This window comes from Burkholderia sp. BCC1640, from assembly GCF_902833125.1.
In the GTDB taxonomy this organism is placed as follows: domain Bacteria; phylum Pseudomonadota; class Gammaproteobacteria; order Burkholderiales; family Burkholderiaceae; genus Burkholderia; species Burkholderia diffusa.
This window is the reverse complement of the sequence record NZ_CADFEF010000009.1, coordinates 172508-196365: the sequence shown is the minus strand read 5'-3', so window position 1 is coordinate 196365 and position 23858 is coordinate 172508. Positions and strand designations below refer to the sequence as shown.

Annotated in this window: 22 protein-coding genes; 10 read left to right on the top strand and 12 right to left on the bottom strand. The window is 69.4% G+C overall.

Annotated elements, in window-relative coordinates:
- Positions 1–65: 65 nt before the first annotated feature.
- Positions 66–785, top strand: coding sequence for a putative type VI secretion system effector (locus tag HWX25_RS12855; RefSeq protein ID WP_175908708.1), 720 nt, complete (start codon positions 66–68; stop codon positions 783–785).
- Here the strand turns inward: HWX25_RS12855 and HWX25_RS12850 are convergent.
- Entirely contained in the window at positions 765–1469 is a 705-nt protein-coding gene (locus HWX25_RS12850; RefSeq protein ID WP_175908707.1) for a hypothetical protein, read from the bottom strand. The two genes, HWX25_RS12855 and HWX25_RS12850, sit on opposite strands and share 21 nt — an antisense overlap.
- Positions 1470–1566: 97 nt before the next feature.
- On the opposite strand from HWX25_RS12850, the gene HWX25_RS12845 reads away from it, so the two are divergent.
- Positions 1567–2187, top strand: coding sequence for an HAD family hydrolase (locus tag HWX25_RS12845; protein WP_175908706.1), 621 nt, complete (start codon positions 1567–1569; stop codon positions 2185–2187).
- 16 nt (positions 2188–2203) lie between these two features.
- On the opposite strand, the gene HWX25_RS12840 is transcribed toward HWX25_RS12845, so the two are convergent.
- A complete protein-coding gene (locus tag HWX25_RS12840; RefSeq protein WP_175908705.1) occupies positions 2204–3313 on the bottom strand; it encodes a fatty acid desaturase in 1110 nt (369 codons plus the stop codon).
- 226 nt (positions 3314–3539) lie between these two features.
- On the opposite strand from HWX25_RS12840, the gene HWX25_RS12835 reads away from it, so the two are divergent.
- Positions 3540–4577: an AraC family transcriptional regulator gene (locus tag HWX25_RS12835; protein WP_175908704.1), complete on the top strand. Its 1038-nt coding sequence runs from the start codon at positions 3540–3542 to the stop codon at positions 4575–4577.
- Positions 4578–4646: 69 nt separating this feature from the next.
- Here the strand turns inward: HWX25_RS12835 and HWX25_RS12830 are convergent, their stop codons facing one another.
- The 5 genes from HWX25_RS12830 to cysD form a co-directional block, all read right to left on the bottom strand.
- A complete protein-coding gene (locus HWX25_RS12830) occupies positions 4647–5696 on the bottom strand; it encodes a beta-propeller fold lactonase family protein (protein WP_175908703.1) in 1050 nt (349 codons plus the stop codon).
- Positions 5683–7044: an MFS transporter gene (locus HWX25_RS12825; protein WP_059535716.1), complete on the bottom strand. Its 1362-nt coding sequence runs from the start codon at positions 7042–7044 to the stop codon at positions 5683–5685. Before HWX25_RS12825 ends, HWX25_RS12830 begins: the two co-directional genes overlap by 14 nt.
- Before the next feature lie 232 nt (positions 7045–7276).
- Positions 7277–8464 (bottom strand): helix-turn-helix transcriptional regulator, encoded by a 1188-nt coding sequence (locus tag HWX25_RS12820; RefSeq protein ID WP_175908702.1) that lies wholly within the window; start codon positions 8462–8464, stop codon positions 7277–7279.
- Between the two features lie 122 nt (positions 8465–8586).
- A complete protein-coding gene (gene cysN / locus HWX25_RS12815; protein WP_175908701.1) occupies positions 8587–10500 on the bottom strand; it encodes a sulfate adenylyltransferase subunit CysN in 1914 nt (637 codons plus the stop codon).
- On the bottom strand, positions 10500–11396 hold the full coding sequence (gene cysD, locus HWX25_RS12810) for a sulfate adenylyltransferase subunit CysD (RefSeq protein ID WP_175908700.1): 897 nt from the start codon (positions 11394–11396) through the stop codon (positions 10500–10502). The genes cysN and cysD overlap by 1 nt, the downstream gene beginning before the upstream one ends.
- A gap of 214 nt (positions 11397–11610) precedes the next feature.
- Between cysD and HWX25_RS12805 the strand changes: the two genes are divergently transcribed.
- The 4 genes from HWX25_RS12805 to HWX25_RS12790 are packed head-to-tail and all read left to right on the top strand — an operon-like array spanning position 11611 to position 15746.
- A complete protein-coding gene (locus HWX25_RS12805; protein WP_059817910.1) occupies positions 11611–12720 on the top strand; it encodes a DUF1214 domain-containing protein in 1110 nt (369 codons plus the stop codon).
- On the top strand, positions 12717–13910 hold the full coding sequence (locus HWX25_RS12800) for a sulfotransferase (protein WP_175908699.1): 1194 nt from the start codon (positions 12717–12719) through the stop codon (positions 13908–13910). Before HWX25_RS12805 ends, HWX25_RS12800 begins: the two co-directional genes overlap by 4 nt.
- Positions 13911–13950: 40 nt before the next feature.
- The gene (locus HWX25_RS12795; RefSeq protein ID WP_175908698.1) at positions 13951–14742 is read left to right on the top strand and encodes an SDR family oxidoreductase; all 792 of its coding nucleotides are present in this window, start codon (positions 13951–13953) and stop codon (positions 14740–14742) included.
- 17 nt (positions 14743–14759) lie between these two features.
- Positions 14760–15746, top strand: coding sequence for an acetyltransferase (locus HWX25_RS12790; protein WP_175908726.1), 987 nt, complete (start codon positions 14760–14762; stop codon positions 15744–15746).
- A 68-nt stretch (positions 15747–15814) separates the two neighbouring features.
- Here the strand turns inward: HWX25_RS12790 and HWX25_RS12785 are convergent, their stop codons facing one another.
- Positions 15815–16294, bottom strand: coding sequence for an SRPBCC domain-containing protein (locus tag HWX25_RS12785; protein ID WP_059817904.1), 480 nt, complete (start codon positions 16292–16294; stop codon positions 15815–15817).
- Positions 16295–16638: 344 nt separating this feature from the next.
- On the opposite strand from HWX25_RS12785, the gene HWX25_RS12780 reads away from it, so the two are divergent.
- Entirely contained in the window at positions 16639–18117 is a 1479-nt protein-coding gene (locus HWX25_RS12780) for a deoxyribodipyrimidine photo-lyase (RefSeq protein ID WP_175908697.1), read from the top strand.
- 51 nt (positions 18118–18168) lie between these two features.
- Here HWX25_RS12780 and HWX25_RS33720 read toward each other — a convergent pair whose 3' ends face one another.
- The 3 genes from HWX25_RS33720 to HWX25_RS12770 form a co-directional block, all read right to left on the bottom strand.
- Positions 18169–18291 (bottom strand): hypothetical protein, encoded by a 123-nt coding sequence (locus HWX25_RS33720; protein ID WP_059817902.1) that lies wholly within the window; start codon positions 18289–18291, stop codon positions 18169–18171.
- On the bottom strand, positions 18282–19514 hold the full coding sequence (locus HWX25_RS12775) for an MFS transporter (RefSeq protein ID WP_244138766.1): 1233 nt from the start codon (positions 19512–19514) through the stop codon (positions 18282–18284). Before HWX25_RS12775 ends, HWX25_RS33720 begins: the two co-directional genes overlap by 10 nt.
- 308 nt (positions 19515–19822) lie before the next feature.
- Entirely contained in the window at positions 19823–20764 is a 942-nt protein-coding gene (locus HWX25_RS12770) for a LysR substrate-binding domain-containing protein (RefSeq protein ID WP_175908696.1), read from the bottom strand.
- Between the two features lie 119 nt (positions 20765–20883).
- On the opposite strand from HWX25_RS12770, the gene HWX25_RS12765 reads away from it, so the two are divergent.
- Both HWX25_RS12765 and HWX25_RS12760 read left to right on the top strand, forming a co-directional pair.
- Positions 20884–21927 carry an alpha/beta fold hydrolase gene (locus tag HWX25_RS12765; RefSeq protein WP_175908695.1) on the top strand — a complete coding sequence of 348 codons (1044 nt, stop codon included), beginning with the start codon at positions 20884–20886 and terminating at the stop codon, positions 21925–21927.
- Positions 21928–22075: 148 nt separating this feature from the next.
- Positions 22076–22828 carry a 4'-phosphopantetheinyl transferase superfamily protein gene (locus HWX25_RS12760; protein WP_175908694.1) on the top strand — a complete coding sequence of 251 codons (753 nt, stop codon included), beginning with the start codon at positions 22076–22078 and terminating at the stop codon, positions 22826–22828.
- Between the two features lie 21 nt (positions 22829–22849).
- On the opposite strand, the gene HWX25_RS12755 is transcribed toward HWX25_RS12760, so the two are convergent.
- Positions 22850–23770, bottom strand: a complete 921-nt coding sequence (locus tag HWX25_RS12755; RefSeq protein WP_059817892.1) for a glutamate/aspartate ABC transporter substrate-binding protein — start codon at positions 23768–23770, stop codon at positions 22850–22852.
- Positions 23771–23858: the final 88 nt, after the last annotated feature.

Genomic DNA, 23858 nt, shown 5'->3' with positions numbered 1-23858 from the left:
GTGTTTCGCGTGGCGCGATGTGTCGAGAAAACACTTGGACGAACACGGACGACAGGTATTTCAATATGCAGAATCAAATCGGACGGGCCACGCTTGTGCGCGGTCGGATGCAGAACCTGCGGCGTACGAAAACCACTCGCGACTTCATGCGTACCGAGGCCGATAAAGTGGCGACCGGCGTGGGGGCTGTGGGAATCGGCCTTTCGGGAATGACGGGTCTTGCAACCGGCATTGCCATTTCGGCGGGGAGCAGCAACGAAGAGGTGGATAAGGTGTCGTTCGATGTGGGCGACACGCATGTCGAAGGCTGGCTGTGGCGGTGTCCGTTCCGGGAGAACGACGAAGTCGAGGTCGTGGCCGAGCCGGCAGCGACCGGCGCGACATGTTTCGCGGTGCGCCGGGTCGATGACGGGCTGATCGCGGTCTACCCTCACTGTACGAGCGGAAAGCGAGCGTATATCCGCAAGTCGACCAAGATCTGTTTGACGATCTTGGCGTTCTGGGCGGCAGGCATGGCCTACGCGTTTTTTGTTGCGGCGCCCGAACAATCGATGTTCGACAAGTTTTTCTACACCGGCATATCTGTTCTCTTCGTTGCGTTGCTGCTGTCGTTTTTTGCGATTTCGGCCTACCGCAAGGACCGACCGTTCATCGCGATTTCGGAGCGCATGTTCGAGACGTTCGGGTGGGCTGACCCGGCCGTGATCGACCTGAAACGGACGTCGAAGGGGAAGAAGCGTGACGGCGACGGCCCCAGTTATGGACTACGGATCTTTCGCTACTGACGGGCGCAACGCGGTTCCAGTGCCCGCGTGGAGGAATGCGCGACGTATCGCCCACCGGCAACCGAGCGGTGCGGCAATCGTGCGGTCATTGATCGTCCGTCTGGTCCCACACTCCAAATCATGACGATCTCCGTGCTGCTTGCATTTGCCCTGATCCTGTCCGTCGGCGGCGTGCATTCGGTCCGCATGTGGAAAGCGCAAGGCCGTCGGCGCGGCTACAACCGCGGCCTCGTCGATTTCGTGCGCCCGTACGGCGGCGCGGTCTGACTGGCGGCAGCCCGGTGTGCGGAACACCGCGGGGCCGGGCCGGAAGCAGCGATGACGAATCCGTCCGACGAGCCGAAGCGGCTCGAGTTCGATACGGCGCCCGAGCGCACGCCCGGGCGTCTTGCGTTCGATGCGCCGCCCGGTGCGCCGGCCGCGCGCGTGCCCGAGCCGCAGGCGCTCGACTTCGGGCCGGCACCCGCGGCCAACAAAGGCGTGCGCGTGCCGCCCGCCGAAGCGGTCGGCCGCGCGCTGTTCGGCGAAGCGAACCACCCGCAGCTCGACGCGTGCTTCCGCGCCGCGCAGGCCAGCTTCCCGAATCTCTATCCCGACTACGCGCCGCGCATCGAGCGGCACATTCGCCGCACGGCCGCAGCGCTGAGCGAACGGCACGGTATGGCCACGTGCGTTGCGCCGCATGCGGCCGCTGCCGGGGCCATGCTGCGTTTCGCCGTTTCACGCACGGCACCGCGAGTCTGCTATCTTCCCGGGCATTCCATCGCTTTCCCGTCCCTCCATGACCGACCGCATCGTCGCCGCATTCGATTTCGACGGCACTATCACGACTACCGACAGCTTTCGCCATTTCGTCCGCTACGCGGTCGGCACGCCGCGATTCGCATGGGCCGGGCTGCGCGCGCTGCCGTGGATCGTCGCGATGAAGGCGGGCCTGTTGTCGCGCGGCGATGCGAAGGCGAAGTTCGCGTGGTTTGCGCTCGGGCCGATCCGCGAGGATTCGCTCGACGAATTGGCGCGCAACTTCGTCGACGGCTACCTGCCGAACCTCGTGCGCCCGGACATGCTGGAACGGGTGCGCGAGCATCAGGCGCGCGGGCATGAAGTCGTGCTGGTCAGCGCATCGCCGTCGCTGTATCTGGAGAAATGGGCGAAGACGGCCGGCATCGACACGGTGCTCGCGACGCGCCTCGCATTCGAGCGCGGCACGTTCACCGGACGGCTGAACGGCGAGAACTGCTGGGGCCCGCAGAAGGTCGTGCGCTTGCGCGGCTGGTGGGGCAACCGGCTGCCCGCGAAGCTCTTCGCCTACGGCGACAGCCGCGGCGACAAGGAAATGGCCGAACTCGCGAACTGGTCGTGGATCCGCGGGCAGGGCCCGATGCCGCCGATCGGCGATTGATGGCGCGCCGCCGGCGTTATGCGTCTGCCGGTGCCTGACGCACACCGCGCGCCGGACGATACGCGCCCCACCGATTCGCACGCCTGAACGTGCCGACGTCGTTGAAGCGCACGCCGACTTCACGCAGTGCCTGATGCGCGGTGCGCGCGGTGAGCTGCCGGATGTAGAACGGATCGCGCACCACGAAGTGATGGATCGCGTGCGTGCTGCCGAAGTTGAAGCAGAACAGCTGGAACGGCAGCATCCACCACGGATTCAGCACCTGCGTCTGCTGGATCACGTTGCGCGAATCGATGTCGCCGAAGTAATGCATGTTCGAGCTGACGAAATTGATGCAGAAGCTGCGCACGAAGTTCGGCCCGAGCCACACGACCGCGAGGAAATCGACGACGTCCATCACGCGCTCGACGACGGCCGGCACGGTCACCGCATAGCCGAGCGCATGCAGCGCGAACAGGCCGGCGTGATAGACGATGAACGCGTGCCACAGCGCGTAGTACAGGTGACCGATCGGCATGTAGGACGACACCTGCTCGATGCGCAGTTGCGCGCGTTCGGCCGCATCCTGCACCGGCTGCGCGGCCACGTACTGCTTGACCTTGCGGCGCATCGCATGCGGCCGCAGCACGACCGCGAGCATCCCGTCCGCAATCATCAGCAGCCGCTTCACGCCCCAGCGTTCGCCGTTGGTGATGCCGAATTCCTCGAGATCCGATTCGCCGCCCGACACCTTATGGTGATGCAGGTGCATGCGCCGGCGCGTCCACGGGTTGATCGTGCCCGGCCGCGTGAGCCAGCACAGCGCCATCATCAGGTGATAGGCCCACGGCGTCTTCTTGAAGTACATCAGGTGGATCAGGTCGTGCTCGAGCTCGTGGATCAGCGACGTGACGAACGCGGCGAGCGGCAGCGCGACGTACCACGCGATCGCACCGCGCGCATACAGCCAGGCGATCGCGAGCATCGCGCTCACCGACACGGCCATCACGGTCGCGCCGACGAGGTTCTGGTTGTCGAGCAGCGGAAAGCGCGCGCGGATCGCGTCGCTCGCGGCGTTGACCTCGCGGCGGACGTACGCGACCTTGTCGGCGTCGTGGCGAAAGACGGTTCGTGCAAATTGGCTCATCGACCGGAATCCGTGCGGAAAGAGGGGGGCGCAATGCCGATGTGACAAGCATAGGTGCGCGTCGTGGCGCATGCGAGGGCCGCCGGTGCCAATGATGGTGTCATTTCGGGCCACATGGACCCGCCCGCCGGCCCGCGATGCGGCGTCATGCGGCTAGAGTGCCGCCGTGGTGTCATTGCGGGCCAGCGACGCTACAATCCGCCGAAACCGCTCCGGAGTCCGCCGCATGGCCCTGTCCGTCCCGGATGCCGCGCGCCAGCTGAACAAGGCGACGGTATCGTCCGCGTATGCGCTGTTCATGCTGATGCTCGCCGAGGAGCGCGGCATCGACGGCGGCCGGATTCTCGCCGGGTCGGGCGTCGAGCGCGACCGGCTTGCCCGGCCCGACGCGCGCATCACGCCGCTGCAGCAGGCGGCGATCGTGTTCAACCTGCTAGAGGCGACGGACGATCCGTCGATCGCGATCGAGATCGGCCTGCGCAGCAGTCTCACGAAATCCGGGCTGATCGGCTTCGGGCTGATGAGCTGCGCGACGCTCGGCGAGGCGATCGCGCTCGGGATCCGCTATCTGCCGACGCGTGTGCCGTTTTTTTCGGTGCGACTCGCGCAGCTCGACGGGATCGTCGATATCGACGTGCTCGAGGCGTTTCCGCTCGGCCGGCTGCGCCAGTTCGCGGCGGAAAATTTCCTGGTCGAGACGGCGATCCTGTTCAACTCGCTGCTCGATCCCGCGCCGGGTCGCACGCTGCAGTCGCGCGCGGAGCTGCATTTCGAATGGCCCGAACCACCGTGGTTCGAGCGCTATCGCGCGCGGCTGCCGCGCTGTCATTTCGACGCGAGCGCGAACCGTATCCGCTGCCACGCCGCGCTGCTCGACGAGCCGATCGGCACCGCGAACGCGCAGACCGCGCAGATGATCGTCCAGCAATGCGAGGCCGAGCTCGCGCGGCTCGGCTATGCGGAAAGCATCGTCGAGCGCGTGCGCAACCTGCTGATCTGCGGCGACGCCGGTTATCCGTCGGTGGACGAAGTCGCGCGCGAGCTGCACGTGTCGGCGCGCACGCTGAAACGCAAGCTCGCGGAATTCGGCGCGACCTATTCGGCGCTGCTCGACGAGATCCGGCTGCGCGATGCGCTCCGGTTGCTCGAGGGCACGCGTCTGCCGGTCGACGAGATCGCGGCGCGGGTCGGCTATACCGACCGCGCCAATTTCACGCGTGCGTTCAAGCGCTGGACCGGCGTCGCGCCGAGCGAGCGGCGCTGACGGCGCGCAGGGCGGCGCGGGCCGGTGTCGGTCGTGCGCCCTGCATCGATCCATCGATCATTCGACCCGTCAGACGATCGCAACCCAGTTCGCGCCGCGACCGCCCGGCACGCGCGCATGCAACGACAGCGTGCCGTCGCCTGGCGCGATCGCGTAGACCGACACGTATTCCGACTGCTCGCCGCATGCGACGAGCCAGCGTCCCGACGGATCGATCGCGAAGCCGCGCGGCTGCGTTTCGGTGGCCGTCGCGTGCGCGGGTTCGAAGGTGCCGTCCGCATGGCGGCGATAGCAGAGCAACTGGCTCGACGTGCGTTCGCTGACATACGCGAAGCGCTCGTCGGGCGTCAGGTGGAGATCGGCGGCCCACACGGCGGGTTCGGTCGGCGCGGGCGGGCGCGCATGGCCTTGCGCGAGGTCGGCGACGGCCGGGTGACGCGCGCTGACCTGTGCGTCGCCGAGGCGGCCGCTGTCGACGTCGCGCGGGAAGGCCGCGAGCGTGGCCTGGAATTCGCTGACCGCGACGAGCGTGCGGCCGTCGCGCGCGAAGCGCAGGTGACGCGGGCCGAAGCCGCCCGGCACGCGCGTTTCGCCGTGCTCGACCGCGCGCAGGCCGCCGGCATTCTCGACCAGCGCGAACGTGAAGATCCGGTCCGAGCCGAGCGAGCTCACGTATGCGAACCGATTGTCCGGCGATACGACGACGGCATGCGCGTTCGCGATGCCGTCCGCGACCTGCAGCGGCTCGCCGTCGCCGTCGCGCACGCGCGCGGCGTCGTAGAGGCTCAGCGCGTTGCCGCCGTACGACGCGCCGAGCAGCCAGCGGCCGCTGCGATCGAGCGACAGGTACGCGAGGCTTGCGTCGATCGCGGTCGCGCCGATGCGGGCGAGCGCACCGGTGCCCGCCGCGACGCGGAACGCGACGATCGTCGGTTCTGCGCCGCGCGTCGCGACGTACAGCCGCGCGCGATCGGGCTGCACGGCGACCGGCATCGCGACGTCGCCGGCCGGGTAGCGGGCGAGCGGCGCGAGCGCGCCGTCGGATGTGAGCGAGAACGTGGCGAGGTCGCCGTCGACGGCATTCGAGACGACGACGGTCAGGCGGTCAGTGTTCGGCATGACGGAGCATGGTGGTGTTCGTGAAGGACTCGTCGGCCGGCAGGCCGCGCGGCGGATCGCTGCGCCGGTGCGTGCGGGCGAACAGCGCGGCGACCGCGGCGACGAGGGAGGCGATCGCAAGCGCATACAGGCCGCCCGTGATCGAACCCGTATGTTGCTTCAGATAGCCGAAGGCCGTTGGCGCGACGAAGCCGCCGAGGTTGCCGACAGAGTTGATCAGCGCGATCACGGCCGCGGCCACGCGTGTGTCGAGGTAGCCCTGCGGGATCGGCCAGAACAGCGACGCCGCGGCCTTGAAGCCAAGCGCGGCGAAGCAGATCGACGCGAACGACCAGACGGGATCGTGCGACGTCGACGCGAACAGCCCGCACGCTGCGAGCACGAGCGCGAACGACAGCCAGCGCTGCGGATGCTTCCACTTCGCGGACAGCACCGCGAAGCCGTACATCGCGCCGATCGCGATCATCCACGGAATCGTGTTGTAGAGGCCGACCTGGAAATCGGTGAGGCCGCCCATCTTGCGGATGATGGTCGGCAGCCAGAAGGTGGCCGCGTAGATCGTCAGCTGGATCGCGAAATACAGGAAGCAGAACAGCATGATCTGCGGGTCGCGCAGCAGCGTGGCGGCGGATACGTGCACTTTCGAGCGCACATCGCGGGTCGCGCGTTCTTCATCGAGCGCGTTCTGGAGCGCCGCGCGTTCGTCGGCGGTGAGCCACGTCGCGTCGCGGATGTGCGACTTCAGCAGCAGCCAGCTCGCGCCGCACAGCGCGACCGAGAACATCCCTTCGATCAGGAACATCCACTGCCAGCCTTGCAGGCCGAAGCCGTGGATCGACAGCAGCGCGCCGGTGACGGGCCCGGACAGCACCGACGCGAACGCGGAGCCGCCGAGGAAGATCGCCATCGCCTTGCCGCGCTCCTGCGGCGGCAGCCATTGCGACAGGTACAGCACGACGCCGGGGAAGAAGCCGGCCTCGGCCGCGCCGAGCAGGAAGCGCAGCACGTAGAACGACGTGTCGTTCCACACGAACGCCATCGCGGCGGCGACGATGCCCCACGTCGCCATGATCCGCGCGAGCCAGATGCGCGCGCCGTAGCGCTGCATCAGCAGGTTGGACGGCACTTCGAACAGCGCGTAGCCGACGAAGAACAGCCCGGCACCGAGCCCGTACGCGGCCGCGCCGATACCGATCGACGCTTCCAGGTGGCGATCGACGAAGCCGACGTTCACGCGGTCGATGTAGTTCGCGATGAACATGATTAGCACGAGCGGCAGCACGTGCCATTTCACTTTCGAGACGGCGGACGCGAGCGGGTCGCGGCCGGGCAGGGCAGGTGTGGTCAAGGGAGTCTCCGGTCGGGCGGCGGACGAGGGCGGCGGCCCGCGTCGGCGTCGGGTGGTGATCTAAGTAGTATGTCGTCGTATGACATGGTACGCCTGAGATTCTGCGATGGCGTCGCGGGTTTACCCGGAAAATGCGCAAATATTGGGCGATATCATGAGGATCTCATCAGCCCTCATCACATCCGATGACGTATGACATGGGTGGCGGCTAGACGAACGGCAACCGGCGCCGCTACGCCATCGACACGACGCTGTTCAGCAGCATTTTCACGAGCACGGCCTGGCGCGTGGCGCCCGTCTTCGCGAAGATGCCGCGCAGATGCGCGCGGGCGGTGTTCTTCGTGATGCCGGTGGCGGCGGCCGCTTCGTCGAGCGTCAGGCCGTCGACGAGCAGCAGCGCGATCTCGGTTTCCATTGGCGTTAGGCGAAACAGCCGGTGCAGCATGTCGCGCGAGGTCTGCGGCGACGACGCCGGATCGCGGACGAACACCGCGACGGCCGGCCGATGCTGGCGGTCCTCCGCGCCGCGATAGGGCGCGAGCGGGCGCAGCAGCACGTTCAACGGCATCGCGCCGCCGGGGCGCGACAGCGTGGTGGCCTCGATGCGCCCGAGCGCGCCCGTGCGGAAATGCTCGAGCGCGGCCTGCAGCGCCTTCTGCAGCCGGCGCTCGTCGAGCGGGCACGACGCGTGGAGCCGCTCTTGGCGCAGGCACAGTCCGTCCTGCTGCGCGATCAGCCGTTCGGCGATGCGGTTGTGCTTGATCACGCGGCCGTCCTCGTCGAGGATCGCGGTGCCGACGTCGAGCCGGTCGACGGTGCCCGCGTACAGCGCGCGCTCGGCGTCGAGCACGTCGAGCGCCGCATGCAGCTCGACCGCGCGCTGCAGGTGAGGCAGCAGCGTCGCGACCTGCGCGCGTTCGGCCGCGTCGAAATCGCGGGCGTGATGCGGGCGGCTCACGAAGAACGCGCACTCGACGCCGCGCTCGCCGCGCAGGTTCGCGCCGAGAATGAAGCGCAGGTCGAGCGGCTGCAGGTACTGCCGGTAGAAATCGTGCGCGCGCCAGCGGGCGGCGCCGAACAGCCCGTCGGCCGTGAACACCTGGCCGGGCGGCTGGTCGAGAAACGGGCACAGCGCATAGAACTGCTCGCTGTACGACGGTTCGCCGGGCAGCAGCGGGCCGTCGGCCGATGCGTTGATGATGAGCCCGCGCCGCGAGCCGCCGGGGTTGCGCAGCACGAGCGTCGTGAAGCGCGCGTCGAGCCGCACGCGGATCGCTTCGAGAAAGCCCGCCCACGGCGTCGCTTCGGACAGGCCCTGATAGACGAGCCCGAGCCACGCGCTGAGTTCGCGGGCCGTCCATGCCGCGTCGTCGAAACCGTCGTGCGCGGCCGTGTCGTCGGGCGCCAGCGCGATCCGCATGCTCGAGTTCTCCTGGGGCGGGGTGAATGCTTCCGACCCAGCATACCGGCCGGCCGGCGGCCCGCGTCATCCGAACGGAGTAGACGACGCGGGCCGTGCCCGTGCGACGCGGCCGGCGAGGGTCAAGCGACGCGCTCGCGCAGCAGGTACGCGACGATGCGGTCCGCCGCCGCTTGCGGCGACTCGGCCACCGTGTCGATGCGCAGTTCCGGCTGCGCGGGCGGCTCGTACGGCGAGTCGATGCCCGTGAAGTGTTTCAGTTCGCCCTTGCGCGCCTTCTTGTACAGCCCCTTCGGATCGCGTTCCTCGGCGACCGCGAGCGGCGTGTCGACGAACACTTCGACGAACTCGTCGGCACCGACCAGCGCGCGCGCCATGTCGCGTTCCGCGCGGAACGGCGAGATGAACGACACGAGCGTGATGAGCCCGGCGTCGAGCATCAGCCGCGCGACTTCGGCCACGCGCCGGATGTTCTCCACGCGATCGGCCTCGGTGAAGCCGAGATCGCGGTTGAGCCCGTGCCGCACGTTGTCGCCGTCGAGCAGGTACGTGTGCTTGCCGAGCGCATGCAGCCGCTGCTCGACGAGGTTCGCGATCGTCGACTTGCCCGCGCCGGACAGCCCGGTCAGCCATACGATGCGCGGTGTCTGCGACTTCTGCGTCGCGCGCGCGTCGCGGTCCACGTCGACGGCCTGCCAGTGCACGTTGTGCGCGCGGCGCAGCGCGAAGTGCAGCATCCCGGCGCCGACCGTGTCGTTGGTGAAGCGGTCGATCACGATGAAGCCGCCCGTGTGACGGTTCCGGTCGTACGGATCGAACGCGACGGGCCGGTCGAAGCTCAGGTTGCACACGCCGATCTCGTTCAGCGCGAGCGTGCGCGCGGCGAGATGCTCGCGCGTGCTCACGTCGATCTTGTACTTCGGCGTCGCGCAGGTCGCACCGACCGTCTGCGTGCCGAGCTTCACGAGATACGGCCGGCCGGGCAGCAGCGGTTCGTCGTGCATCCACACGAGCGTCGCCTCGAACTGATCGGCCACCTCCGGCGGCGCGTCGGCGCGCGCGATCATGTCGCCGCGGCTGACGTCGATTTCGTCGGCGAGCGTGAGCGTCACCGCTTCGCCGGCACGCGCGACGTCGGCTTCGCCCGCCGGCGTGATCACCGACGCGACGCGGCTTTCCCGGCCGGACGGCAGCACGCGCACGCGCTCGCCGACACGCACTTCGCCGGACGCGATGCTGCCGGCATAGCCGCGGAAGTTCAGATGCGGACGGTTGACCCATTGCACGGGCAGGCGGAACGGTTCGTCGCGCGTCACGCGCTCGACGAGCAGCAGCGTGTCGAGATGCTGCATCAGCGGCGGGCCCGCGTACCACGGCATCCGCGTGCTCGACGCGATCACGTTGTCGCCGCGCAGCGCGGACATCGGAATGCTGACGATCTCGTCGAGACCGAGTTCGGCCGCGAACGCGCGATAGTCGGCGTCGATGCGCTCGAACACCGCGCGGTCGTAGTCGACCAGATCCATCTTGTTGATCGCGAGCACCACGCGCCTGATGCCGATCAGCGCGACGAGATGGCTGTGGCGGCGCGTCTGCGTGAGCACGCCTTTGCGCGCGTCGATCAGGATCACCGCGAGGTCGGCGGTCGACGCGCCGGTGATCATGTTGCGCGTGTATTGCTCGTGGCCGGGCGTATCGGCGACGATGAACTTGCGTCGCGCGGTCGCGAAGAAGCGGTACGCGACGTCGATCGTGATGCCCTGTTCGCGCTCGGCCGACAGGCCGTCGACGAGCAGCGCGAAATCGAGGTCGCCGCCTTGCGTGCCGACTTTCTTCGAATCGGCTTCGAGCTGGGTCAGCTGGTCGTCGAACAGCATGTTCGATTCGTAGAGCAGGCGGCCGATCAGCGTGCTCTTGCCGTCGTCGACGCTGCCGCACGTGATGAAGCGCAGCAGGTCTTTCGTCCGGGCATCGTCGGCGTGCGGGACGGGAATCGGGTGCGCGAGCGCCTCGGGCGCGGTGAGAGCGTGTGCCATCAGAAATATCCCTCCTGTTTCTTCTTTTCCATCGAGCCGACCGAATCGCTGTCGATCAGGCGTCCCTGGCGCTCGGACGTGCGCGTGTCGCGCATCTCCTGCAGGATCTCGTCGAGCGAGCTCGCGTCGCTGTCGATCGCGCCCGTGAGCGGATAGCAGCCGAGTGTGCGAAAGCGCACCTTGCGCAACTGCGGCACTTCGCCATCGCGCAGCGGCAGGCGTTCGTCGTCGACCATGATCAGCGCGCCGTCGCGCTCGACCACCGGCCGCTCCTTCGCGTAGTAGAGCGGCACGATCGGAATGTCGTGCAGCCGGATGTATTGCCAGACGTCGAGCTCGGTCCAGTTGGAAATCGGAAACACGCGCAGGCTTTCGCCGCGGCGCTTGCGCGCGTTGTACAGCGACCAGAGTTCGGGCCGCTGGCGCTTCGGGTCCCAGCGGTGCTGCGCCGAGCGCAGCGACACGATGCGCTCCTTCGCGCGCGATTTCTCCTCGTCGCGGCGCGCGCCGCCGAACGCGGCGTCGAAGCCGTAGTGGTCGAGCGCCTGCTTGAGCCCTTGCGTCTTCCATACGTCGGTGTGCACGGCCGAGCCGTGCGTGAACGGATTGATGTCGTTCGCCACGCCGTCGGGGTTCACGTGCACGCGCAGGTCGAGGCCGAGACGCTCGGCGGTCGCGTCGCGAAACGCGATCATCTCGCGGAACTTCCACGTCGTATCGACGTGCAGCAGCGGAAAGGGCGGCTTCGCCGGGTAGAACGCCTTCATCGCGAGATGCAGCATGACCGAGCTGTCCTTGCCGATCGAATAGAGCATCACCGGGTTTTCGCTTTCCGCGACCACCTCGCGCATGATGTGGATGCTTTCGGCCTCCAGTCGCTCCAAGTGGGTCAACATCGTTCGTCTCCTTGTTGCATGCCGGCGCCGCGCGACATGTGCGGCGTTTCGTGCATGACGCCAACGGTATCGAGCGGCGGCGGTGCCGCTCTTCGTCCGGGTGGACTAAACCGCGGCACGGCGGCGCAGCGGATCTTTCCTTAGTCCACCCGGACGAAGTGGCGCGTGGAGCGCTCGCTTAAGGTGAGCGCTCGACCACCGGCGGAGACGACACATGACGGACGACACACGTGCCACGCAACTGCTTTCGGGCCAGACCTGGGCCGATTTCTGCGACACCCTGAAACGCAGCGGACAGCAGATCCTGCGCGCCGAGGCGCCGGGCGATCCGCTCACGCGCGCGGAAGGGTTCCGCTACCTGAGCCGGCTGTTGCGCATCGCGCTCGAAATGCACGTCGAGTTCGCGGACGGCGCATGGCCCGGCTTCTTCTCGCCGTCGCACGAGACCGCGAAGATCGGCGCCGACAATCCCGACAACCTGTACCAGTACGCGCGCCTCGACGGCCGCTGCGACTATCGCGTGACGGGGCGGCGCGGCACGGTCGCGTACCTGAGCTTCGGCACGCAGAAGGGCGGCTACGAGACGGACGGCAAGATGCTGCAGACCGGGTTTCTCGATGCGAAGCAGCTCGAGATCGCGCCGGACGGCAGCTTCGAGATCGTGCTGAGCGCGACGCCGCGCGCAGGCAACTGGGTACGCATGGAGCCGGATACGAACGCGCTGCTGGTGCGCCAGACCTTCCTCGACCGGCGCGCGGAGACGCCCGCGCAACTGAAGATCGAGCGCATCGGCGCGCACGAGCGCCCGGCGCCGCTCGACCCGCTCGTGCTGCAGGGCGGCCTCATGCGCGCCGCGCGGTTCGTCGAGCAGACGTCGAAGCTGTTCGCCGACTGGGCCGCGAGCTACGGGGCGCACGTGAACGCGCTGCCGCCCGCGGACCAGGCGCTGTGCCAGTCGGTCGGCGGCGATCCGAACATCTACTACTACCACTCGTGCTGGTCGCTGGCCGACGACGAGGCGCTCGTGATCGACGTCGACACGGTGCCCGACTGCGACTTCTGGAACGTGCAGCTCAACAACTACTGGATGGAGTCGCTCGACTACCGGCACTTCGACATCTGCGTGAACAAGCACGGCGCGCGCCTGAATGCCGACGGCGGCGTGACGGTGGTGGTCGCCGCGTCGCGGCCGGGCGACGCGAACTGGCTCGATACGGCCGGGCATCGCACCGGCACGATCTGCTGGCGCTGGGTCGGCGCCGCACGGCCGGTGCATCCGCGCACGCGCGTCGTCAAGCTCGCCGCGCTGAAGGAGGCCGCATGAACGCGCCGCTCGACCGGACCCGCACGCTGCTCGATGCCGACGGGCTGATCGCCGAGGCCGTGTCGCGCACGGGCGGCCTCGCCGCGTTCGGCGACGGCCCGTATCGCGAGGCGCTCGACGTGATGTGCGCATCGCTGATCGACGAGGCGCAGCTCTCCGCGCGCGGCGCGGAGATGATGCGCGAGAAGCTCGTCGGCCAGCTCGCGAACCGGCTCGTCGTCGAGGATTACTGCCGTCGTCATCCGGAGATCGCCGACATCGAGATCGACGATCCGCTCGTGATCGTCGGGCTGCCGCGCACCGGCACGACGCTGCTGCAGCGGCTGCTCGCGGTCGACCCGCGCTTTCATTCGGCCGCGTGGTGGGAAACGCGTTATCCGGCGCCGCTCGCTGGCGAGACGCTCGACGCGCCGACCGTGCGCGTCGCGCGCGCGCAGGCCGAGGTCGCGACGATGATCGACTGCATTCCGCAGATCCTGACGATCCATCCGCTCGACGCGATGCTCGCCGACGAGGAGTTCATGCTGATGGAGCATTCGTTCGTATGCGCGATGGATTCGTACGCGAACGTGCCGGGCTATACGGCGTGGCTCGCGAAGCAGGACCTGACGCCCGTCTATACGTATCTGAAGCGGATGCTGCAGTTCCTGCAGTGGCAGAAGGCGCGGCGCGGCGTCGCGCCGGCCGAGCGCTGGCTGCTGAAGACGCCGCAGCACCTGCATGCGCTCGACGTGCTGTGCCGCGTGTTTCCGCGCGCGCAGGTGGTGCTCACGCATCGCGATCCGGCGCAGACGATTCCGTCGATGGCGAGCATGGCACACACGCTGTGGCAGATGTACGCGGACGACCCCGATCCGCGCACGGTCGGCGCGCAGTGGAACGCGGGGATGGCGCGCGCGATCGGCGCGGCGATGGCGGCGCGCGACGCGCTGCCGCCCGAGCGGTTTCTCGACGTGCGTTTCGAGGACACCGTGTCGAATCCGCTCGGCGTCGCGCAAGCCGTGTACCGATTCGCCGGCATGCCGCTCGATGCACGGCAGCGCGCGGCGATGACGGACTGGATCGCGCGCAACGGCCGCGACAAGCGCGCCGCGCACGATTACTCGATCGCGCGCTTCGGCTTCACCGATGCGCAACTGGCGCACGACTTCGCCGCGTATCGCGCGCGGCACCTGCGGGCCGCCGGCTGACGGCGCACCCGCGAGACCAACGATAACCAGGAGACAACTCATGTTGCTGAAGGACAAGATCGTCGTGATTTCCGGAATCGGGCCGGGGCTCGGCGTGAAGCTCGCCATCGAGGCGGCACGCGAGGGTGCGCGCGGCGTGGTCGTCGCGGCACGCACGATGGAAAAGCTCGATGACGCGGAGGCGCGGATCCGCGCACTCGGCGCCGCGTGCGACGTGCTGAAGGTGCGAACCGACATCGCCGAGCGTGCGCAGTGCCGGCAGCTCGCGACGCAGGCGGTCGAGCGCTTCGGCCGGATCGACGCGCTGGTGAACAGCGCGTTCGTGCACGGCACGTTTCCGGAGGCGGTCGAGGAAGCCGATCTCGATGGCTGGCGCGCGGTTTTCGACACCAACGTGTTCGGCACGATGACGCTCACGCAGGAAATCGTCCCGCACATGAAGCGGCAGAAACGCGGCGCGATCGTGATGATCAACACGCAGGCAACCCGCAAGCCGTTTGCAGGGGAATCGGGCTACGCTATGTCGAAGGGCGCGCTCGCGGTTGCGGCAAAATACCTGGCACGCGAGCTCGGCGTGCACGGGATCCGCGCGAACAGCATCCACATGGGCTGGATGTGGGGCGTGCCGACGCAGACGTATTTCCGGCAGGCGGCAGCCGAGTACGGGATGACGGAGGAGGAGATCATCGCGCCGATCGCATCGAACATCGCGCTCGCGAAGTTGCCGACCGACGACGACTGCGCGCGCGCGGCGCTGTTCCTCGCGTCGGATTACGCGAATGCGGTGACCGGCGCGACGCTGGACGCGAACGGCGGCGACTTCATGCCCTGAGGACGGAGCGACGGATGATGCAGGAACGGCAACCCCGGCGGGGACGACATTTCTTCGCGTTCAACGGCGACGCGGACGGCCTGTGCGCGCTGCAGCAACTGCGGCTCGCGGAGGGCGAACGCGGCACGCTCGTGACCGGCGTGAAGCGCGACATCAGGCTGCTCGAGCGAATCGACGCGCGAGCCGGCGACCGCGTGACCGTGCTCGACGTGTCGCACGACCAGAACCGCGACGCCTGCGCGCGGCTGCTGCGCGACGGCGCGGCGGTCCGCTACTTCGACCATCACTTCGCGGGCGAGCTGCCGGGCGATCCGCGCTTCGACGCGTATATCGACACGGCCGCCGACGTCTGCACGAGCGCGCTCGTGAATCGCCATCTCGGCGGCCGCCATGTGCGCTGGGCGATCGTCGCGGCGTTCGGCGACGAACTGCCGGCGCTCGGCGACGCGCTTGCGCGCGAATACGCGCTCGACGAGGCCGAGCGCGGCACGCTCGCCGAACTCGGGCTCTACCTGAACTACAACGCATACGGCGACTGCGTCGACGATCTGCATTTCGATCCGGCCGTGCTGGCCGATGCGATGCTGCCGTGCGCGGATCCGCTCGACTTCGTGCGCGGCACGCCGGTGTTCGCCGCGCTGCGCGATGGCTATCGCGACGACATGGCGCGTGCATGCGCGCTCGCGCCGCTGCGCGACGTGCCGGGCGCGACGCTGATCAGGATGCCGGATCATCCGTGGGCGCGGCGCGCGACGGGGATGCTCGCGAACGAGCGGATGCGCAATGCACCGCATGCGGCGCTCGCGGTGCTGTCGCCGCGTGCGCGGGGCGGGCTCGTCGTCAGCGTGCGCGTGCCCGACGGCCGGCCGCTCGGCGCCGACGAATTCTGCCGCGGTTTCCCGACCGGCGGCGGACGCAAGCGCGCGGGCGGCATCAACCATCTGCCGGAAAGCGAGTTCGACGCGTTCGCCGAGCGTTTCGAGGCGGCCTTCCGTCTCGACTGAACGCGGGGGCCTGGACGCGCGCGCCGTGCAGCGATGCCACGGCGCGCGCGGACATCGGCCGTTCTCCGTCACGCGCTTTTGCGCCGACGTGACGCGTACAGCGCTTCCGCGCGCCGCTTCACGTCGCGCGCGCACTGGTCGAACCCCTGTTTCACCCAGCCGCCGTGCTCGCGCATGATCGTTTCCGCGTTGATGCCGAGAAACTGATCGGTCGTGAAGTAGCGGCAGCGTTCGGCGCCGTCGGCTGCGACGTACTGGTCGCGGCGCGCGGCGTCCTTGTTGTCGTCGGTCGGGCGCTGCTCCCACGACAGCAGACGCTCGGGCTCGCACGCGACGAGGATTTCGTTGACGGGAATCACCGTCTCCGTGCCCGGGATGCGCACCTGCATGTACACGAAGTCGCCGATCCGGCCGGTCGTTTCAAGGCCGACGCAGAAGGTGTTCCATTCGCCGTAGCGCGGGAAGTCGGTCAGCACTTCCCAGACGACGGCAGCAGGGGCGTCGATCGCGACGGTGATCGAGGTGACGAGATTGGCGGGTTTGGTCATGGCGGGTATCGGGTGAGATTGACGGTGAGGACGGGACCGCGGGCGCGCCCGGGCGGGCGCCGTGCCGCGCCGGCCCGGGCGGATGCGCCGCGCGATGCGCGTGGCCGACCGGCGGCTGGCGCGTGCCGCGCATCGCGGCGAACCCGACATCGAGCGTAGGCCGGCGCGTGCGGCGAAGAATCGTCGGAATGGACTAAGGCGTTTCACCGGGCTCGCGATCCGGCGGGGCGGCGTCGTCGGATCGCGACGCGTTTGCGCGCGCCGTCTGCGCGTCGGACATCGACATCGCGCGAGCGTGCCGCGACAATACCGGTCACTTTTCCGTTTCCTGCCCCGAGGTGCCCGTGCCAGTGAAGTCGTCCGTTGCTCCTGCCGTCGTGTGGTTCCGCGACGATCTGCGCGTGACCGACCAGCCCGCGCTGACGCGCGCGGTCGCGTCGGGCCGGCCGCTCGTGTGCGTGTACGTCGACGACACCGGCGAAAGCGCGGGGCGCGCGCTCGGCGGCGCGGCGCGCTGGTGGCTGCACGGGGCGCTCGCCGGACTCGACGCGGCGCTCGCGCGTCATGGCGGCCGCCTGCTGCTGCTGCGCGGCGATGCGCCGCGCGAGATCGAACGCGTCGTGCACGACACGGGCGCGGCGGCGGTGTACTGGAACCGCCGCTATGCGCTGCCGCAGCGCGATGCCGATGCGGCGTTGAAGGCGTCGCTGAAGGCGCGCGGCCTTGAGGTCGAGAGCAGCAACGGCAGCCTGCTGAACGAGCCGTGGGACGTGCTGACGGGCGCCGGCACGCCGTTCCAGGTGTTCACCGCATACTGGCGCGCGGTGCGGCGCGATCGCACGGTGGCGGCGCCGTTGCCGGAGCCCGAAAGGATCGCCTTTCACCCGTGGCCGGCCGGTGTGCGCGAACGTGCGCTGGCGCTCGACGCGCTCGCGATGCGTCCGGACGCGCCGGACTGGGCGAGCGGCCTGCGCGACGCATGGCCGGCACCCGACGAGGCCGGCGCGCATGCGCGGCTCGACGCGTTTTCGGTCGAGTCGCTGGCCGGCTATGCCGATACGCGCGACCGGCCCGACCGGCCGGCGACGAGCCGGCTGTCGCCGTTCCTGCGCTTCGGCAACGTGTCGCCGCGCCAGGTGTGGCATGCGGTGCAGGGGGCCGCGCAGGCGGGCGGCGCGGCCTGCGCGGCCGGCGCCGAGAAATTCCTGAGCGAGCTCGGCTGGCGCGAATTCAGCCACGTGCTGCTGTATCACTTCCCGGCGCTCGCGACCGACAACTTCCGCGCGCAGTTCGACGCGATGCCGTGGCGCGACGATCCCGCCGCGCTGCGCGCCTGGCAGCGCGGGCTGACCGGCTATCCGCTCGTCGACGCGGGGATGCGCGAGCTGTGGACGACCGGCTGGATGCACAACCGGGTGCGGATGGTCGTCGCATCGTTTCTCGTCAAGCATCTGCTGATCGACTGGCGGGCCGGCGAGCGCTGGTTTTACGACACGCTCGTCGACGCGGACGTCGCGAACAACCCGGCGAACTGGCAATGGGTCGCCGGCTGCGGCGCCGACGCCGCGCCGTATTTCCGCATCTTCAATCCGGTGACGCAGGGGCGGAAGTTCGATCCGCAGGGCGCCTACGTGCGCCGCTGGGTGCCGGAACTCGCGGGCCTCGACGCGGCGACGATCCATGCGCCGTGGGAGGCGTCGCCGGTGGAACTCGCGGCGGCCGGCGTGCGGCTCGGCGTCGATTATCCGGCGCCGATCGTCGATCACGACGGCGCGCGGCGGCGTGCGCTCGATGCGCTGGCCACGCTGCCGAAGCGTCACTAGACGTCGCGGGGCGCGGCCGGCACGCCCGTGCGCGCGGTGCGGCTTGCCATGTCAGTCGCAGAATGCCGCGTGCTCGAGCAGCGCAAGCGCGACGCCCGCATCGAAGTAGGCCGCGCCGCACCACGCGACGAACGCGAGCGCGCCGACGGCCAGCGCCGCGCGCATCACGCCCACGCGGCCTTGCCCGGCACCGGACGCGCGATGCGCGCGTCGTCGATCGGCAGGTGCAGCAGCGCGGCCAGCACGCCGAGCGCGATCGAGCCGATCCACAGCGGCAGATACGAATGCGTCGCGTCGTAGACGCGCGCGCCGAGCCATACACCGAAGAAGCTGCCGAGCTGGTGCCCGAAGAAGACGAAGCCGAACAGCGTCGCGATGTAGCGCACGCCGAACACCTGCGAAATCACGCCGTTGGTCAGCGGCACGGTGCCGAGCCACGTGAAGCCCATCACGGCCGCGAACACGTAGACGCTCGCGGGCGACAACGGCGCGGCGACGAACGCGGCCATCGCCAGCGCGCGGACGAGATACAGGACGGACAGCACATACTTGCGCCGCAGCAGGCCGCCGAGATGGCCGCATGCGTAGGTGCCGGCCACGTTGGTCAACGCGATCAGCGCGAGCGCGACGCTGGCATGGCGCGCCGGCAGGCCGTGATCGAGCAGGTAGGCGGGCAGGTGGGTCGCGATGAACGCGAGCTGGAACCCGCAGGCGAAGAACCCGGCGTTCAGCAGCCAGAAGCCGCGATGCGCGAACGCTTCGCGCACCGCCGCGCCGATCGACTGGTCGGGGCCGTCCGCGCGACTCGCGGCCTGCGCGGGCCGGTCGCGCACCAGCACGGCGAGCGGCGCGAGCAGCCCGGCGACGAGCGCGAGCGCGACGAAGGCATGCTGCCAGCCGATGCCGCCGATCAGCACCTGCGCGACCGGCACCATGCAGAACTGGCCGAGCCCGCCGATCGCGCCGGCGACACCGAGCGCCCAGCCGCGCCGGTCGGGCGGAAACAGCCGGCTCAGCGCGCCATAGATCGACGCGAAGGCCGACCCCGACAGCGCGATGCCGATCACGAATCCCGTGCCGACCGTGAACACGCCGGCCGACCCGGCGAACGCCATCGTGACGAGCCCGGCCGCATACAGCACCATGCCGGCGACGATCACGCGCACCGACCCGAAGCGGTCGGCGATCATCCCGGTGAACGGCTGCGCGATGCCCCAGATCAGGTTCTGCAGCGCGAGCGCGAGGCCGAACGCTTCGCGCGACCAGCCGTGGTCGAGCGTGACGGGAGCGAGGAACAGCCCCTGCACGTGGCGGATGCCGAGCGCGGCGCCCATCATGAGGCCGCCCGCGAGCACCGGCAGCCAGCGGCGCCGGGTGTCCTGTTCGATCGGGGTCATGCGGGTCTCCGGATGAATGCGTGCGGCACGACGCCGCGTTCGATCCGATTAGACGATCCGGTCGCGGCGCGCTCAAGCGATCATTCGGTCGCGTTCGCATGCGCGTGGGGAATGCGACGCGATTCGGACGCGATGCCGGCGGCGAAGGCCGTCCGTGCCGGATGCGTGGAGCCGCTGCGATGCATGCCGCCGGCGTGATACGCGGCCGATGCGGTGTAGTCGGGGCGTCCGTGCGTCGTCTGCGGCTGCGCGCATCCCGTGCGCGACGCCGCATCGGCATCGGCTCGATGCGGAAATTCGCTTGTAGCTTACCGCCGCGCCACGTCGTACGCGCGCATCGCCGCGTCGCATTCGGCCGCTTCCGCGAGAATCCAGTCGCGCACGTCGGCGACTTCGCGGCGCGGCGCCGGATCGTGCCGGAACAGCCAGTAGCCGTATGCATCCGACAACGCCTGCGAGTGCGGGCCGAGCACCGCGAGCCGGCCGTCCGCGAGCATCGGCGCGACGAGCGCGAGCCGCCCGAGCGCGACGCCCTGGCCGGCGATCGCGGCGTGGATCACCTGATCGTACTGGTTGAAGCGCAGCACGCCCTTCGGGCGCGCGTCGCCGAGCCCGGCCGCGTGCAGATGCGCGCGCCATTGCAGTGGCGTTTGCGGTGGCCCGTCGAATTCGAGCAGCACGTGGTCGGCGATCGCGGCCGCGTCGGTGACGGGCCGCGCGGCCAGCGCCGGGTGCGCGACCGGCACGACGACTTCGTCGAACAGGTGCAGCGCGCCGGCCGGCGCGCGCTCGCGCGGGCAGTAGCGGATTCCGAGGTCGATGCCTTCCGCGCGCAAATCGAGTACCTTGTCGTTCGCGGCCACGCGCAAGTCGACGTCGGGCAGGCGCGCCTGCAGGCGTCCGAGCCGCGGCAGCAACCACAGCGCGGTGACGCCGATGCTCGCGGTGATCGTGACGGGCTGGCGCTCGCGCGCGGCGGCGAGCGACGCGACGGTGTCCTGCAGGGTGAGCAGCGCCGCGTCGGCGGCGCGAAACAGCCGCTCGCCTTCCGGCGTGAACGCGATCTTGCGATAGCCGCGCTGCAGCAGCGCGACGCCGAGGTGCGCCTCGAGCGCGTGCACCTGGCGGCTGACCGCCGACTGCGTGACGCACAGGTCCTGCGCGGCGAGCGTGATGCTCATGCGGCGGCCGACGGCGACGAAGCCGCGCACGAGGTCCAGCGACGGGAGACGGACGAGCGGCGTTGACATGCGTAGGGCTCATGCGAACGGAGCAGCAAGATTGGTTGAGAACGCCGGGCGCGTCAAGTTCAATGGAGGCTGGGCGATCGGGCGGGCGCCGGGTGACGCGGCGCCGCACAGGAGACAGGATGACGATTTCGAACGAAGCAGCCGGGGCGGATCAGGCGGCCGGGCGCGCGGCGGGTGCGTTGCCGCCGGAGGCCGTGACGCTGACCGCGGCCGACGGTTACCAACTGCACGGCTACGTGTGGCGGCATCGCGGCGGCGCCGCCGCGCGGCCCGTGACGGTCGTCAATTGCGCGACGTCGGTGCGCTGCGACTATTACTTCCGCTTCGCGGCCTGGCTGTTCGCGCAGGGGCGTGACGTGCTCGTCTACGACTATCGCGGGATCGGCGGCTCGCGCCCCGCGCGGCTCGCGAAGCTGCGCGCGAACTGGCTCGACTGGGGGCGGCTCGATTGCGAGGCCGCGCTGCAGTATGCGCGCGACGCGTTTCCCGGCCAGCCGCTCGACGTGGTCGCGCACAGCATCGGCGGCTGCGTGCTCGGGCTGGCGGCGTCGAACGCGTACGTGCGTCACGCGGTGACCGTCGGCGCGCAGTATGCGTACTGGCGCGACTATCGGTCGGAAGAGCGGCGGCGCATGTGGTGGAAGTGGCACGTCGCGATGCCGGCGCTCGCGGCCGTGTTCGGCTACGTGCCCGCGAAGCGGCTTGGCTGGATGGAGGATACGCCGCGTGGCATCGCGCTGTCGTGGGTGCGTTCGCAGGCGCGCTTCGAGGATGCCTACACGCATGGCCCGCTCGCCGAAACCGCCGCGAGCCGCGCCGCGCTGCCGGCGCGCTTCGCGCGGCTGCCGGCGCCGATGCTCGCGATCGGCCTCGACGACGACGGGTTCGGCACGATCGACGCGATCGAGCGGCTGGTCGGCTACTACACGGGCAGCGACGTCACGCATCTGCGGATTGCGCCGCGCGACATCGGCGTCGACGCGATCGGTCACTTCGCGTTCTTCCACAGCCGTTTCACCGACACGCTCTGGCCCGTTGCGCTGTACTGGCTGCAACACGGCGCGTTGCCGGCCGATGCGCCGGGCCGCGTCCACGCGCGCCATCCGGCGCAGCGCGCGCGGCTGGCGGCGAGCGGCGCGCCGGGTGTCGTCGCGCACGGGTGACCGCGCACGCGCGTGCGACCCGGCCGTCGCGTTGATGCGGTGGCCTCGCCTGGTGCCGCTGCCGACGAACGCGGCCCGGCCGCGTCGGCCTCCGCACCGCGCGATCGATTAACATCGGACGTTTCATTCGACTGGCTGCCCCGTGCCGATGTCCATTCCGCCCGATTCCGAGATTCCCGCCGACCTGTCCCGCGCGTGGCGCATGCACCTGCTCGACGTGCCGCCGGCCGCGTCGCGGGCCGGCGTGCAGGTCGCGCGTATCGATTTCGACTGGCACGTGCCGCTCGCGTCGCCCGCCTATGCGGCGCTGAGCGATGCCGAGCGCGCGCGTGCCGGGCGCTACCTGCGGCATGAGGATGCGGTGCGCAGCGCCGCGACGCGCGCCGCGCTGCGCGATGTGCTCGGCGCGACGCTCGACGTGGCGCCGAAGGACATCTCGATCGTCGTCGACGAATCGGGACGGCCGTCGCTCGACCCCGCGCATCGCGCATCGCTGGATTTCAACGTGTCGCACGCGGGCGATCACGCGCTCATCGCGTGGACCGGGGCAGGCCGTGTCGGCGTCGATATCGAAAGCTGCAATCGGTCGACCGACTGGCGTGCGCTGACGCGCGAGGTGTGCGCGACCGCCGAGGCCGCGTATCTCGACGGCCTGCCGCTCGCCGCGCGTGCCGACGCGTTCATGCGCGTGTGGTCCGCGAAGGAAGCGTTGCTGAAGGCGCTCGGCACCGGCATCGTCGGCGGGCTGCGCGCGTTCGCGGTCGTGCCGCCGCGCGATGCCGCGACGCCCGCGACGACGATCGTCGATCCGGCCGCGCCCGCGGCCGGCGTGGCCGCGTTCGACGCGGGCTGGCTCGACGCGGCGCCCGGCTACGCGGCGTGCGTCGCGTGGACGCGCTGAACCCGTTTCAGCACGCGACGCTCACTCGAGCGGCACGTCGTTCGGCGCCGCGTAGCGCGCCTTGATCACGTCGCTCATCGGGAAGTCGAACGCGAGCCCTTTCGGCGGCACCGGCTTCATGAACCACTTGTCGTACAGCGCGTTGATCTCGCCGCTCTTCATCAGCTGCACGAGCACGCCGTCGACGAGCGCCTTGAACTGCGGATCGTCCTTGCGCAGCATGAACCCGTACGCTTCCGACGACTGCGGCGTGCCGACGATCGTCCAGTCGGCCGGCTTCGCCGCGAGCTGGCGCACGCCGGCGAGCAGCACGTCGTCCATCATGTAGGCGGCCGCGCGGCCCGATTCGAGCGTGAGGCGTCCTTCGCCGTAGTCCTTCGCGCTGATGATCTGCATGTTCATCTTCTTCTCCTCGTTCATCTTGCGCAGCAGGCGTTCGGACGTCGTGCCCTGGTTCGTCACGACCGTCTTGCCGGCGAGATCGGGGAAGTCGCGGATGCCCGAGCTCGTGCGCGTGAGCAGGCGCGTGGTCGCGACGAAGAAGGTGGTCGAGAACGCGACCTGCGCGTGACGCGCCGCGAGGTTGGTGGTCACCCCGCATTCGAGATCGACCGTGCCGTTCTGCACCAGCGGGATGCGGTTCTGCGACGTGACCGGGACGAAGCGCACCTGCAGGTCGGGCTTGCCGGTGCGCGCCTTCACGGCGGCGATCACGCGGTCGCACAGGTCCTGCGAGAAGCCGATCACCTTGCCGCTCGCGTCGACGTAGGAGAACGGCACCGACGTCTCGCGATGGCCGATCGAGATCAGGCCGCCTTGCCGGATCTTTTCGAGCGTGCCGGACAGCGGTTCCGCGGCGAGCGACGCGCCGCACGCGAGCGCGCATGCGGCGACGAGCAGGCTGCGGCCGAGGAGGGCGGTCAACCGGGGCGGGATGGTCATGGCAGGTCTCCGTGGACGGATCGTGGGAAAGCGTCGATTCGTATGTTGCCAAAGACAAAATAATTGCAACATATGTTAATTACGGGGT

Bases quoted from the DNA above. Each gene is read 5' to 3' on its own strand.
- HWX25_RS12855 (WP_175908708.1), top strand. From the start codon at position 66: ATGCAGAATCAAATCGGACGGGCCACGCTTGTGCGCGGTCGGATGCAG.
- HWX25_RS12850 (WP_175908707.1), bottom strand. From the start codon at position 1,469: ATGCGGCGCAACGCACGTGGCCATACCGTGCCGTTCGCTCAGCGCTGC.
- HWX25_RS12845 (WP_175908706.1), top strand. From the start codon at position 1,567: ATGACCGACCGCATCGTCGCCGCATTCGATTTCGACGGCACTATCACG.
- HWX25_RS12840 (WP_175908705.1), bottom strand. From the start codon at position 3,313: ATGAGCCAATTTGCACGAACCGTCTTTCGCCACGACGCCGACAAGGTC.
- HWX25_RS12835 (WP_175908704.1), top strand. From the start codon at position 3,540: ATGGCCCTGTCCGTCCCGGATGCCGCGCGCCAGCTGAACAAGGCGACG.
- HWX25_RS12830 (WP_175908703.1), bottom strand. From the start codon at position 5,696: ATGCCGAACACTGACCGCCTGACCGTCGTCGTCTCGAATGCCGTCGAC.
- HWX25_RS12820 (WP_175908702.1), bottom strand. From the start codon at position 8,464: ATGCGGATCGCGCTGGCGCCCGACGACACGGCCGCGCACGACGGTTTC.
- cysN (WP_175908701.1), bottom strand. From the start codon at position 10,500: ATGGCACACGCTCTCACCGCGCCCGAGGCGCTCGCGCACCCGATTCCC.
- cysD (WP_175908700.1), bottom strand. From the start codon at position 11,396: ATGTTGACCCACTTGGAGCGACTGGAGGCCGAAAGCATCCACATCATG.
- HWX25_RS12805 (WP_059817910.1), top strand. From the start codon at position 11,611: ATGACGGACGACACACGTGCCACGCAACTGCTTTCGGGCCAGACCTGG.
- HWX25_RS12800 (WP_175908699.1), top strand. From the start codon at position 12,717: ATGAACGCGCCGCTCGACCGGACCCGCACGCTGCTCGATGCCGACGGG.
- HWX25_RS12795 (WP_175908698.1), top strand. From the start codon at position 13,951: ATGTTGCTGAAGGACAAGATCGTCGTGATTTCCGGAATCGGGCCGGGG.
- HWX25_RS12790 (WP_175908726.1), top strand. From the start codon at position 14,760: ATGCAGGAACGGCAACCCCGGCGGGGACGACATTTCTTCGCGTTCAAC.
- HWX25_RS12785 (WP_059817904.1), bottom strand. From the start codon at position 16,294: ATGACCAAACCCGCCAATCTCGTCACCTCGATCACCGTCGCGATCGAC.
- HWX25_RS12775 (WP_244138766.1), bottom strand. From the start codon at position 19,514: ATGACCCCGATCGAACAGGACACCCGGCGCCGCTGGCTGCCGGTGCTC.
- HWX25_RS12770 (WP_175908696.1), bottom strand. From the start codon at position 20,764: ATGTCAACGCCGCTCGTCCGTCTCCCGTCGCTGGACCTCGTGCGCGGC.
- HWX25_RS12765 (WP_175908695.1), top strand. From the start codon at position 20,884: ATGACGATTTCGAACGAAGCAGCCGGGGCGGATCAGGCGGCCGGGCGC.
- HWX25_RS12760 (WP_175908694.1), top strand. From the start codon at position 22,076: ATGTCCATTCCGCCCGATTCCGAGATTCCCGCCGACCTGTCCCGCGCG.
- HWX25_RS12755 (WP_059817892.1), bottom strand. From the start codon at position 23,770: ATGACCATCCCGCCCCGGTTGACCGCCCTCCTCGGCCGCAGCCTGCTC.